The organism is Streptomyces sp. NBC_00510 (assembly GCA_036013505.1).
GTDB lineage: Bacteria > Actinomycetota > Actinomycetes > Streptomycetales > Streptomycetaceae > Actinacidiphila.
Genome location: CP107851.1, coordinates 716,745 through 728,850 on the forward strand (window position 1 = coordinate 716,745; position 12,106 = coordinate 728,850).

Consider the following 12,106-nt stretch of genomic DNA (forward strand, 5'->3'; position numbering starts at 1 on the left):
CCGGCCGAGGCAGCACACAAGCCCACAGGCCGACCTCGAATCCCAGCTCGGTCAGTAGGCCGAAGCGCTGGTTTCACAGTTCCCCGAGGAGCTTCCCTTTGCCTCGCGCGAGGCCCGGTCCCTCAGCGCCGTCTCGCCTTGCGAGACCTGGGCGTAAGGCTGAACCTGAAAGTGAGGCATGCCTACCGACCACATGGACCGAGCGCGGACGGCAGCGGGGCCCGGGCACCGCGGCCCCTGCAGGGAACGGATTCCCATGAGGCTTGTCGTCGATCTCAACCGGTGCCAGGGTTCGCGCAGTGCGCCGTCCTCGCCCCGGACGTCTTCGCCCTGCACGGGGAAGAGGCGCTGCTGTTCTCCCCTCCCTTCGACGAGGCACAACGTGACCGGGTGGAGAAGGCCGCTGCCGCCTGCCCGGTCCGGGCGATCCTCGTCGACCGCTCTGACGAGCCGACGAAGCGGGTGGAGTCCCGTGTCGTCTGACGCGGGCGTCCAGGTCCTGCGGCGCCAGGGCGGCATTGTCGTCGTCGGGGCCTCGCTGGCCGGTCTGCGCGCGGCGGAGACACTGCGCGAGAAGGGCTTCACCGGATTGCTCACCATGATCGGCGACGAGCCGTACGATCCCTACGACCGGCCGCCACTGTCGAAGCAGGCACTGCTCGGGCGGGCACGGCCCGAGGACACCGCGTTGCCGCGGCGGCGCGACATCGACGCCGAATGGCGTCGGGGCGTCGCCGCCGAGAGCCTCGACAGGGACGCCGAACAGGTACGCCTGACAAACGGCGACACCGTCCCCTACGACCGCCTGCCGATCACCACCGGCACCAGAGCGCGGCCTTGGATCCACCCCGAAGAGGCCTCATCGGACAGCGTGTTCGTGCTGCGCACGCGCGACGACTCCGCCCGCCTGCGCCGGAAGCTGACCGGGGGCGTGCCCCGGGTGCTGGTGATCGGCGCCGGTTTCACGGGCTCCGAGGTCGCCTCCGCCTGCCGAGAGCTGGGCCTTGCGGTCACGGTCGCCGAACGCGGCCCGGCACCGCTGGTGGGTGCCCTCGGCGGAGTGATCGGCACGGTCGCGGACCGGCTGCAGCGCAAGCACGGAGTCGACCTACGCTGCGGCATGAGCGTCACCGCCCTGGAGGGCGACGATGTAGGACGACTCAAGCGCGCCCATCTATCGGACGGCTCGGTGATCGACGTGGACGTGGCGGTCGTCTCGCTCGGCGCCGTCCGGAACACGGAATGGCTCGCCGGCTCGGGGGTGGCCGCGGGTCCCCGGGGCGTCGCCTGCGGCGCCGGATGTCGGGTGTTCGACGTCAACGGCATTGTCACCGACGACATGTACGCCGCCGGCGCCCACAACATGATCTGCGCGGGTCCCGAGCGCCGTCCCCACCTGTGGCTGCCGATGTTCTGGTCCTCCCAGTTCGGTGTCGACATCAAGTCCGTGGGCGTGCCCCCGCTGGGCGACCAGCTGGTCGTCGCCCAAGGGGCCCTCGCCGAGGACCGGTTCGTCGCGGTGCACGGCTACCACGGCCGCGTCATCGCCGCGGTGTCCTTCGACGGAGCCAAGTGGCTGGGGTTCCATGAGCAGCAGATCGCGTCCGGCGCCCCCTTCCCTCCGGAGTACCGCACGGTCGACCGCCGCAACGAGACCTCGCAGCCGGTCGACCCGGCCTTCCCCGATCCCCATCTGCCCACCCACGGGGCCACGGTCACGCTGACGGGTCACTCACCGGGCGAACGACGTGTTGCGTTCACTCCATCGCATGCCTGATCACCGGCCCTGTGCCGCCCGGCCCCAGGAGACGCCATGACGCCCGGCACCATCATCGAACAGATCACCGACTACGCCAATCGAGCCGATCCGTACCCGCTCTACGAGGAGCTGCGCAAGACACCGGTCAGGCTGGAGGACGACGGCACGTACGTGGTCAGCACGTACTACGAGGTGCGGAGCCTGGCCAACGACCCACGGCTGAGCAACGACACGCGCAACCGGGCCGCCGGCTACGCACGCACAGCGGCCGCGGGCGACACGAACCTGCCGCCGAGCTTCATCTTCACCGACCCGCCGGTGCACGACCGACTGCGCGACACCATCAACCGGCCGTTCGGTCCCCCGCACAGTCCCAGGTTCCTCGACGACCTGCGCGGAGACCTCGCCAAGGTCGTCACCGAACTGCTCGACGCCTTCGCGGGCAAGGACCAGGTCGACATCGTCGAGGACTTCGCCTACCCCCTTCCCGTCACCGCGATCTGCAAAGTCCTGGGCGTGCCGCGCGACGACGAGTCGCGCTTCCACGAGTGGGCCGATGCCCTGGCGTCGTCACTCGATCCCCAGTCCGGCGCAGCCGGCCAGGAGAAGGGACAGCAGGCACGCCGGGAGCTGGGCGCCTACCTGTCCGGCCTGATCGAGACCAAACGCCGCCACCCCGGCCCCGGGATGCTCAGCGCGCTCGCGCCCGACATGACACCGGCCGACCTGGAGGCCACCGCGGTGCTGCTCCTGGTCGCCGGCCACGAGACCACCGTCAACGCGATCACCAATACGACCCTGACGTTGCTCCGCCACCCCGACGTCCTCCAGCGCTTCCGGAGGGAGCCGGACCTGGCCGCCCCGCTCATCGAGGAAGTGCTGCGGTACGAGCCCCCGGTCCAGTTCGTGCCGTGGACCACCGCGCTGGCCGACATCGAGGTCGCCGGCACCACGATCCCCAAGGGCTCGCCGGTGTGGCTCATGCTGGCCGCGGCCAACCGCGATCCCAAGCGCTTCGAGGACCCCGACCGGTTCGATCCCGACCGCAAGGACAACGAGCACCTGGGTTTCTACACCGGCATCCACTACTGCTTCGGTGCCCCTCTCGCCCGTATTGAACTGCATCTGGCCGTGCCCGAACTCTTCCGCCGGGTCAAGTTCTCCCGGTTGCTCGAGGACCCCCCGCCGTACCGCGCCAACGCGGTGCTGCGCGGCCCGCGCCATCTTCCCGTGGCCATCGAGGGCCTGACGGCCTGAGGACCACCGACGCAGGGCCGACTGAGGAGAACCCCCGTGGCGGCGTCGGTGCGCACCTTCAAGCTCTGAGGCGGGCACATGGCCCACGGGGTCGGCGGAACGCGGCTGGCCGGGAGCTGCTTTGGCACGAGTGATCATGGATCCGTAACCTTTCGGCGCGTCGGGCAGTCTGTGGACCTGCCCGGAGCGTGAGCGCCGCCGGGCGCCTTGACCCCGGCGGACCTACGTTTCGGGCCGGCGTGGCGTCGGCGCCGCCGCACTGTATTCCGTTGACTTGTCGCAAGGCTTGACGCACTATCTTGAGACAACGCTTGCGACATAGAGGGGTCACGTCAAAGGGAGGGTTGCTGGATGCCCGAGCAGTCCGTGCGTCCGGCGGATGTCGAGCAGGCCGGCGTGTGGTTGGCCCGGCACGGCCTTGCCGACGTCCGGCCGACACCGCTGCTGGCCACGCGTCTGGCGGTCCGGCGCAGTGCCCGTCTGGCCGCTCAGGTCCTGCTGGCCGCGTTCATCATCGCGGTCGCCCTCGTCTACACGACCGACCGGCCCGGCGCCGCGGTTGACGGGTCCGGGTCGAACCGGCACTCGTCGCTGCTGGTCCTGACGGCGGTGGTGGCGGGGTTGGTCCTGACCCAGGCGCTGCTGGACTGGTGGGTGCGACGGGTCGACCATCGGGCCGGCGCGACGTTGCCGCGCCGGGCGGCCCACCCGGTCCGGCTCGGCTGGCGCACCGTGCTCGGCCGGCCGCGTGCCGCGTTCGCGGTCGCCACGTTCGCGGGCGCGTTGGTGCCGGCGGTCGTCGCCCTGACCGTGCGGGACTCCACCGCGCGGTACGCGGCACTCGTCCTGCTGATCGGACTGTGCGGGGTCGCCGTCGGCACGGCTGTCCAGTTGCGCCACATCCTGACGCACCCGGTCGTGGCCGACGACGAGGTCGCGCTGACCGCCGACGTCATCATGCGGGTCGAGGACGCCCGCGAGGTCGCCACGCCGACCGTGGTGTGGCTGCTGCCGATCGTGTCGGTGTTCGATACCGCGCTTGGCTGGTGGAACGCCGCCTGGCTCGTCTTCGTCGCCCTGAGCACCGTCTCGCTCGCCCTGATCACCAAGCGGACCGCACAGAGCGGCGTTGTGGCGCGGTACGCCACGAGCGCCCGGTGAACCGATGATCGTCATCGACTCGGCCTCGCCCGTCCCGCCGTTCGAGCAGCTCCGCGCCCAGCTCGCCCGGCAGATCCAGGACCACACACTGGCCGTGGGCACCCAACTGCCGACCATCCGCCGCCTGGCCGCAGACCTCGGCCTGGCCGTCAACACCGTCGGCCGGGCCTACCGGGCGCTGGAGGAGGCGGCGCTGATCGAGACCCGCGGACGGGCGGGTTCGTTCGTCACCGCAGCCGGCGAGCAGGGACGCGAGCGAGCGCGCCACGCCGCCGCCGAGTACGCCGCCGTCATCGCCGGCGTGGGCATCGACACCGACGAGGCCATACGCATCATCGAAGCGGCGCTGGCCAACGGCGCCGCAGCATCGCCCTCTTCACGCCTGGCCACTTCGCACCGCCCGGACGGCGACGTGCCATGATCCGGCCGGGGCCCGCCGTCACGCCTTACGGGCGAGGACCAGGCGCGAGTACGGGGCGCCGTCCGGGCGGTGACCGAAGTCGGGCACCGCGGTCGTGCGTACGGTGAAGCCCGCCGCGGTCAGTTCGGCGCGCACCGCGCGGAGCGGGAAGGTGCGGTAGTACATGACGAAGGTCGGCCGCCAGACCGCGTTCCGTATCCGCATCGCCGCGTCGAAGCCGGCGGGTATCCAGTAGCGCCGGGAGGCGATACGCGGCGGTGCGAAGACCGGGAAGGCGAAGAGCCCGCCGGGCCGGAGGGCGCGGTGCACCCCGGCGAACAGGGCCGGCCGCTCGGCGGCCAGGAAGTGCCCGAAGGCGCCGAAGCTGACGGCCAGGTCGAACTCCGCGGCGAAGGGCGGCTTCCGTGCGTCCGCGCGTATCCACTCCGCGTCCGGGTGGGCACGGCGCGCCTGCGCGAGCATGCCGGCGCTGAAGTCCACGCCCGCGACCCGGCGCCGGCACAGCGGTTCCAGGACCCGCAGGCCCGCTCCCGTGCCGCAGCACACGTCCAGCCCGTCATCGAAAGGGCCGAAGGGACTCAGGGCGGCGGCGGTCGCATCGAGGATGCGGTCCGGGGTGCGGAACGGCGTGTGGTCGAACCTCGGGGCGAGGAGGTCATAGCCGCGCTCGACAGACGACAGGGCCTGCACGGCCAGCTCACGCAGGGAGGGGCCTTCGGGTGAGAACACCGGTCCAGGGTAAGGCCGTTCAACCTGCGTGAAAGGCGGCATCACCGAAGCGGGGCGCTCCGCCCCCTCCCCCGGTGAGGCGCTGCGGCCGTGGCTCGACCGGGCGTCAAGAGGCTGCGCGGCGCGGCGATCCCCCGTCTCGGATCCGGGCTACGTCTGCTCGTCTGACTGCCGGCCGGCCTCACGTCCACCGGCGCTGACCAGCCCTGTCTCGTAGGCGACGATGACGGCTTGGACACGGTCGCGGAGTCCGAGTTTGGCGAGGATGCGGGCGACGTGGGTCTTGACGGTCGCCTCGGCCAGGTGGAGGCGGATGGCGAGCTCGGTGTTGCTGAGTCCTCGGGCCAGCAGACCGAGGACCTCCAGTTCGCGGGGGGTGAGCGAGGCGAGGTCGCGGTGGAGGGCGGCGGTGTCGCTGCCGCGCTGGGTGAAGCGCTGCACGAGGCGGCGGGTGATGGCGGGCGCGAGGAGGGCGTCGCCGTTGCGGACCGTGCGGACGGCCGCGGTCAGATGCTCGGGGGTGACGTCCTTGAGGAGGAAGCCGCTGGCGCCGGCGGACAGTGCCGCGTAGACGTACCGGTCGAGGTCGAAGGTGGTCAGGATGATGACGCGGGGTGCGGTGGGGGCGCCGGTGAGGATGCGGCGGGTGGCCTCCAGGCCGTCCATCTCGGGCATCCGGATGTCCATGAGGACCACGTCGGGCCGCGTGCGGCGGACCGCGTCGACCGCTTCGGCGCCGTTGGTCGCCTCGCCCACGACGTCGATGCCGTCGGCGCCGAGGATCATCCGGAACCCGGTACGGACCAGGGTCTGGTCGTCGGCGAGGAGCACGCGCAGCGGCTCGGTCACAGCGTCTCCAAGGGGATGAGGGCCTCCACACGGTAGCCGCCGGTCATGCGCCGGCCGGTGGTCAGGGTTCCGTCGTGGACGGCGAGGCGCTCGCGCAGGCCGATCAGGCCCCGGCCGTTTCCGGTGGGCGCGCCCGCGCCCGGGTGTCCGCCGGTGTCGGTGACTTCCACCCGGAGCCGGTCCGGGCCGTATTCGACGGTCACGGCGGCGGTGGCGCCAAAGGCGTGCTTCACGGTGTTGGTCAGGGCTTCCTGGACCACGCGGTAGGCGGCGAGTTCGAGGCCGGGCGGGAGGGGGCGGGGAGGGCCGGCGACGGTCAGGTCGACGGGCAGTCCGGTGGCACGGACCCGTCCGACCAGCGATTCCAGCTGGTCCAGGCCCGGTTGCGGGGCCAGCTCCGCCGCGGTGTCGGCCAGGTCGAGGTCTGCGCCTCCGTCCGTCTCCTCGCCCTGCTCGGCCATGGTGAGCAGTCCCATGACGTGGCGCAGTTCGGTCATGGCCGCCCGGCCGCCCGCCTCGACGGCGAGCAGCGCCTCGCCGGCCTGCTCGGGGGAGGTTCCCATGATCTTGCGGGCGGCGCCCGCCTGGATGATCATCACGCTGACGTTGTGCGTGACGACGTCGTGCAGTTCGCGGGCGATCCTGGCCCGCTCGTGCTCGACGGCCCGGCGCAGCGCCTCGCCCTGCTCGCGTTGCAGGGCGGAGAGCCGGGTGCGGCCCTCGTCGGTGCGGAGCTTCCAGGTGCGCAGGCCGACGGCGGCCACGGCCATCGGGACCAGGATCAGCAAGGCGATGTACTCGTTGGGGACGATCGGGGTCACCGAGTTCCCCGAGGTGCCTACCAGGACGACCGACACCGGCAGCGCCGCCAGGGTCGCCACCCGGTACGGGCTGAACACGGCGGCGCTGTAGACGGCGATGACGAACGCGTAGAAGGTCAGCCGCAGGACGCTCTGCGGTGTCGCCAGGGTCGCGGCCGTCACGACGCACAGCACGGCGAGCGGGTAGCGGCGGCGCAAGGCCAGGGCACCCGAGGCGACGGCCGCGAGGGTCACCATGAAGGCCATGCCGCCGGGACCGGACGGGCGCGGTATGACCCGCACCACGCCGGGTGCGATCTCCCGCACCACGACGTTGTCGGCGTTGTCGATGCCGTAGTAGACGGTGGAGATCCCGATGACCAGTGCCAGCAGCAGGTCGAACTGCCAGGCGCGCCGGGTGGGCCGCAGCGCCGGACCGCTCGGAAGCCTGGCGTCGCGGACCGTGCGGCGGGCGGCTTGCCGCAGCCGCTCCCGCGTCGTAGTTGCGTCCATCACCGGTTCATTGTCGCGGCCGCGCGGACCCGCGGAGTCCGTCCCGGTGGTCATTCCCACCGCTCCGGGTACATCGCCCGCCTACATCGCAGGGATGACGTTTCCGGGGGTCGTCCCAGCGCGGTACCGCAATGGGTCCGGTCGGGCGACGCGTGCGGGCCGGACCCGCTCCTAGCGTTCACGCAGCCAACCACCGCTACCCGAGGAGCGCTTCATGACCGTGCCGGTGATCGAACTGCGCGAGGTGAGCCGCCGCTACGACGACGGCCCGCCCGCCCTGCACGAGGCGTCGCTGACCGTGCGGCGCGGCGAGGCCGTCGCGATCCTCGGCCCCTCCGGCAGCGGCAAGTCCACGCTGCTCAATCTGATCGCGGGCCTGGACCGGCCCGACACGGGGACCGTCACCGTGGACGGGGTGCGGGTGGACCGGCTGGGCGAGGCCGGATCGGCGCTGTTCCGGCGGTCGAAGGTCGGCATGGTCTTCCAGTTCTTCAACCTGCTCGACGATCTGACCGTCACCGACAACGTCGCTCTGCCGGCGCGCCTGGCAGGTATGGCACGTGCCGCGGCGGACCGCCGGGCGGCGGAACTCCTGGAACTGCTGGGCATAGACCGGCACGCCCGCGCCTACCCGGGGCGGCTGTCCGGCGGTGAGCGGCAGCGCGTCGCGGTGGCCCGGGCGTTGATGAACCGGCCGGCGCTGCTCCTGGCCGACGAGCCGACCGGGGCCCTGGACACGGCGGCCGGACAGGACGTCAGCAGGCTGCTCGCCGGCCTCAACGCCGAGGGCCAGACCATCGTCGTGGTCACCCACGACCTGGCGTTGGCCCGGTCCTGCACAAGCCGTACGGTCCGGATCGCCGACGGCCGGATCACCGAGGACGTCCGGTCGCAGGCCGTCGCCCCGGAGGCCGTCCGATGAGCGCGCTCGGCGCGGTGGTGCGCTCGGGGGTGGGACGCCGCCGGGTGCAGACCCTGGTGATCGGGCTCGCCACGATGATGGCGGTGGCCGCCTCCGTCCTCGGCGGATCGCTGCTCGTGGTGTCCGGCGCGCCCTTCGAGGACGCCTTCGCCAGGCAGCACGGCGCGCACCTGTCCGTGCAGTTCGACGCGGGCAAGGTGAGCGCCGGGCAGCTGTCTGCGTCCAGGGACGCCGAAGGGGTGAGCGGTGCGGCCGGGCCGTTCCGTACGGCGACGGTCACCCCGCGGTCCGACGGGGCGGGCCCCGGATGGCCGATGACCGTGGTCGGCCGGGGCGATGCCGGCCGGGACGTGGACGAGGTGGCGCTGCTCGGCGGGCGGTGGCCCACGCGCGACGGCGAGATCGTGCTGTCCGCCGACTCCTCGCTCATCCCGACCATGGACATGGAGATCACCTTCCCCGATCTGTCCGGCGGCCCGGCGCTGACAGTGGTCGGTGTGGCCCGTTCGGTCACGCAGACCGCTGACGCCTGGGTGGTTCCGTCCCAGATGGCGGCGCTCACCGCGCCCGGCAGCGCCGGCTACCAGATGTTGTACCGCTTCACCGACGCGGGCACCGCCGCGCAGATCACCGCGGGCGGCAAGGCCGTGACGGGATCCCTGCCGCCGGGATCGGCAGTCGGCGAACAGTCATGGCTCACCGTCAAGAAGAGCGCCGAGCGCGACACCGCCCTCTACGTCCCGTTCCTCGTCGCGTTCGGCGCCCTGGGCCTGGTCATGTCGGTGCTCATCGTCGGCAACGTCGTCGCGTCGGCCGTCGGCATGGGGACGCGGCGCATCGGCATCCTCAAGGCCCTCGGCTTCACCCCGGCCCAGGTCGTGCGGGCCTATGTGGGGCAGGCGCTGATCCCGGCCGCCGTCGGCACGGCCCTCGGTGTCCTCGCCGGCCACCTGCTCGCCGTCCCCGTACTGGCCGAGACCGGGGAGGTGTACGGCACCGTGTCCCTGGCCGTCGCGCCCTGGGTCGACCTGGCGGTGATCGCCGGGGTGCTCGTCCTGGTGGCGGCGACCGCGTGGGCGAGTGCCTGGCGGGCCGGCCGGCTGCGTACGGTCGACGCGCTCGCCGTGGGGCGTACCGGTTCGGCGGGGCGCGGCCGGTGGGCGGCCCGCCTGGCGGGACGGCTGCCGTTGCCGCAGCCGGTGGCCCTGGGCCTGGTCCGGCCCTTCGTGCGGCCCGCCCGCGCGCTGGCGATGGGCACGGCGATCCTGTTCGGCGCCGTCGCCGTCACGTTCACCGTGGGGATGAGCGCCTCGCTCGGCCAGGTGATGAAAGCCAGGGCCCACGACGCCGCCGATGTCGTCGTGCCCGCGCCCTTGCCGGACTTCGGGCCTCAAGGCCCCGGCCCGGAGAAACAGCCCGCCCAGCCCTCAGCCGATCCCGCCGCAGTCGCCGCGGCCATCGGGACCGCCGCGGGAACCGCGAGGTACTACAGCACCGCGACGGTACGGGCGACCGTGTCCGGCCTGACGGGCACCGTCGACGTGATCGCCTTCACCGGCGACGCCTCCTGGGGCGGCTACACGATGGTCTCGGGCCGCTGGATCGACGGGCCAGGCGAGGCCGTGGTCCCGACCCCGTTCCTGACCGCCACCGGTACCCGCACCGGCGACACCGTCACCCTGAACGGCCTGGCCGAGCCGGTCACGGTCAGGATCGTCGGTGAGGTCCTGGACACCCGCAAGGGCGGCATGCAGGTCTTCACCGAGGCCCCGACCCTGGCGTCCGCGCATCCCGACCTGACGGAGACGAGCCATCACATCGCGGTCGCGCCGGGCACCGACGTGACCGGCTACGTCAAGGCGCTGAACAAGCACCTGGGACCGCTGGGGGTCACCGCCCGGGCCGGCGGGCTCGACTCGGGCAGCGACATGGTCGTCACGCTCAACGCGTTGTCCGTGATCCTCACGCTGATGCTCGTCGCCGTCGCCGCGCTCGGCGTGCTCAACGGCGTACTGCTCGACACCCGCGAGCGCGTCCGGGAGCTCGGTGTCCACAAGGCGCTCGGCATGACCCCCCGGCAGACCGTCGCGATGGTCATCACCTCGGTCGTCGTGACCGGACTCGTCGCGGGCGCCCTGGGCGTTCCACTGGGCGTGGCCCTGCACGGCTGGGTCATCCCCGCGATGGGCGACAGTGTGGGGCTGCGCCTGCCCGGTTCCGTCATCGCCGTCTACCACGGGGCCGAACTGCTGCCGCTCGCGCTCGGCGGCCTGCTCATCGCCACCTTGGGCGCGCTGCTGCCCGCCGGCTGGGCCGCCGGGGCCCGCACCGCCACGGCACTGCGCACCGAGTAGGAGGCCGGGTTCAGGGATCGTGCCTCCGGTCCCCACCGCAGGGAGCGGTGGGGACCGGTCGGCTGGTTCCCGCCGTCTGGCGCGGGAGGCGGGAGTGATGGAGTCTCAGACCTCCAGCTCGATGATCTTGAACTGGAATCCCGTCGGGGTGACGGCGGTGCGCCGCCACCCGGATGCGGCGAAGAGAACGTCGAACTCGGGGAGGTCACGCTCCTGCCCCGACAGCATCGCGAGCATGTGCAACTGGCTCACTGACCTTGGCTGATCATGTCGTTGGTGCTATGCCGTATTCATGGGCACTGGGCGAGGGGCCGGTGACTTTCACCGGGTGCGGGAGCAGAGGCGTCTGACGGCGGGCCAGTTATTCGAACAGGGTGGCCGGTCGGATGCGGAGATCGCGCGCATGCTGGGGGTGAGCGCGCAGGCGGTGCACAACTGACACCACGCCTGGAACCAGGACGGTTCGGAGGCCCTGCTCGGGCACGGGATCGCCGGCGCGCAGTGCGCCCTGGACGAGAACCAGCGCCAGGACCTGAGGCAACTACTGCGGGCCGGCGCCAAGGACTACGGCTTCGCCACCGACGGCTGGACCCTGGCCCGGGTCCGCCGCGTGATCATCGAACGGTTCTCGGTGGTCTACGGCTCCCTGTCAGGGGTCAGCCGACTGCTGCACCGCATGGGCTTCACCCCGCAAGTGCCCGCCCGCCAAGCCGTCGAGCGGGACGCGCATGCGATCCAGGAGTGGGTGGAGACCGAGTGGCCGGAGATCGAAAAAGGAGGGCCTCCGGAGCCTGGCTCTGCTTCCAGGACGAGGCCGGAACCTCGCTGACCGGCGCCGTTGTCCGTACCTGGGCACCGGCCGGGCAGACCCCGGTGCTGACCGTTGTCAAAGGCCGCCAGCCGAAACTGTCCATGGCCGCCCTGGCCTGCTACCGCCCCGGCGAAGCCCCCAGGCTGATCTACCGAACCCGCACCGGCTGGTACCGCGACCGCGACCTGATCCCGCTGCTCGACAAGGCCCACCAGACCCTCGGCGCCCCGATCGTGCTGATCTGAGACAACCTGGCCGGACACCACAGCCGCTGGATGCAACGCTCGATCGACGGCCGCGACTGGCTGACCGTCCACTACCTGCCCGCCTACGCCCCCGACCTCAACCCCGTCGAACAAGTCTGGGCCCACCTCAAACGCACCGCCCTGGCCAACCTCGCCGCCCTCAACCTCGACGAACTCACCCACGCCGTTCGAACAGGACTCCGCCACATCCAGCACCGCCCCGCCCTACTGACCGCCTTCCTCACCCACACCGGACTCGAAATCCACCCAACATCAACCTGATCA

At 71.9% G+C, this 12,106-nt stretch carries 10 protein-coding genes and 2 pseudogenes; 8 read left to right on the top strand and 4 right to left on the bottom strand.

The genetic code is table 11. The annotated features are described in order from the left end of the window. Positions 1-256: 256 nt before the first annotated feature. The 5 genes and pseudogenes from OG937_03235 (at position 257) to OG937_03255 (ending at position 4,598) form a co-directional block, all read left to right on the top strand. Positions 257-483 (top strand): annotated as a pseudogene (locus OG937_03235) (ferredoxin). Further along, positions 473-1,777 carry an FAD-dependent oxidoreductase gene (locus OG937_03240; GenBank protein ID WUD70762.1) on the top strand — a complete coding sequence of 435 codons (1,305 nt, stop codon included), beginning with the start codon at positions 473-475 and terminating at the stop codon, positions 1,775-1,777. The pseudogene OG937_03235 and the gene OG937_03240 overlap by 11 nt, the downstream one beginning before the upstream one ends. A 36-nt stretch (positions 1,778-1,813) precedes the next feature. Beyond that, positions 1,814-3,016 (top strand): cytochrome P450, encoded by a 1,203-nt coding sequence (locus tag OG937_03245; GenBank protein ID WUD70763.1) that lies wholly within the window; start codon positions 1,814-1,816, stop codon positions 3,014-3,016. A gap of 351 nt (positions 3,017-3,367) precedes the next feature. Further along, positions 3,368-4,177 (top strand): hypothetical protein, encoded by an 810-nt coding sequence (locus OG937_03250; GenBank protein ID WUD70764.1) that lies wholly within the window; start codon positions 3,368-3,370, stop codon positions 4,175-4,177. Positions 4,178-4,181: 4 nt separating this feature from the next. Continuing rightward, on the top strand, positions 4,182-4,598 hold the full coding sequence (locus OG937_03255; GenBank protein WUD70765.1) for a GntR family transcriptional regulator: 417 nt from the start codon (positions 4,182-4,184) through the stop codon (positions 4,596-4,598). Between the two features lie 18 nt (positions 4,599-4,616). On the opposite strand, the gene OG937_03260 is transcribed toward OG937_03255, so the two are convergent. The 3 genes from OG937_03260 to OG937_03270 all read right to left on the bottom strand — a co-directional run bounded on the left by OG937_03260 (position 4,617) and on the right by OG937_03270 (position 7,489). Continuing rightward, entirely contained in the window at positions 4,617-5,327 is a 711-nt protein-coding gene (locus OG937_03260) for a class I SAM-dependent methyltransferase (protein WUD70766.1), read from the bottom strand. A 150-nt stretch (positions 5,328-5,477) separates the two neighbouring features. Beyond that, on the bottom strand, positions 5,478-6,176 hold the full coding sequence (locus OG937_03265) for a response regulator transcription factor (GenBank protein ID WUD70767.1): 699 nt from the start codon (positions 6,174-6,176) through the stop codon (positions 5,478-5,480). Further along, entirely contained in the window at positions 6,173-7,489 is a 1,317-nt protein-coding gene (locus OG937_03270) for a histidine kinase (protein WUD78613.1), read from the bottom strand. Before OG937_03270 ends, OG937_03265 begins: the two co-directional genes overlap by 4 nt. A 214-nt stretch (positions 7,490-7,703) precedes the next feature. On the opposite strand from OG937_03270, the gene OG937_03275 reads away from it, so the two are divergent. Continuing rightward, a complete protein-coding gene (locus OG937_03275) occupies positions 7,704-8,411 on the top strand; it encodes an ABC transporter ATP-binding protein (GenBank protein WUD70768.1) in 708 nt (235 codons plus the stop codon). Further along, positions 8,408-10,765, top strand: a complete 2,358-nt coding sequence (locus tag OG937_03280) for an FtsX-like permease family protein (GenBank protein ID WUD70769.1) — start codon at positions 8,408-8,410, stop codon at positions 10,763-10,765. The genes OG937_03275 and OG937_03280 overlap by 4 nt, the downstream gene beginning before the upstream one ends. 105 nt (positions 10,766-10,870) lie before the next feature. On the opposite strand, the gene OG937_03285 is transcribed toward OG937_03280, so the two are convergent. Then, a complete protein-coding gene (locus tag OG937_03285; GenBank protein WUD70770.1) occupies positions 10,871-11,017 on the bottom strand; it encodes a hypothetical protein in 147 nt (48 codons plus the stop codon). A gap of 660 nt (positions 11,018-11,677) precedes the next feature. Between OG937_03285 and OG937_03290 the strand changes: the two are divergent. Then, positions 11,678-12,103, top strand: a pseudogene (locus OG937_03290) (transposase). Positions 12,104-12,106 lie beyond the last annotated feature (3 nt).

Bases quoted from the DNA above. Each gene is read 5' to 3' on its own strand.
- OG937_03245 (WUD70763.1), top strand. From the start codon at position 1,814: ATGACGCCCGGCACCATCATCGAACAGATCACCGACTACGCCAATCGA.
- OG937_03250 (WUD70764.1), top strand. From the start codon at position 3,368: ATGCCCGAGCAGTCCGTGCGTCCGGCGGATGTCGAGCAGGCCGGCGTG.
- OG937_03255 (WUD70765.1), top strand. From the start codon at position 4,182: ATGATCGTCATCGACTCGGCCTCGCCCGTCCCGCCGTTCGAGCAGCTC.
- OG937_03270 (WUD78613.1), bottom strand. From the start codon at position 7,489: ATGGACGCAACTACGACGCGGGAGCGGCTGCGGCAAGCCGCCCGCCGC.
- OG937_03275 (WUD70768.1), top strand. From the start codon at position 7,704: ATGACCGTGCCGGTGATCGAACTGCGCGAGGTGAGCCGCCGCTACGAC.
- OG937_03280 (WUD70769.1), top strand. From the start codon at position 8,408: ATGAGCGCGCTCGGCGCGGTGGTGCGCTCGGGGGTGGGACGCCGCCGG.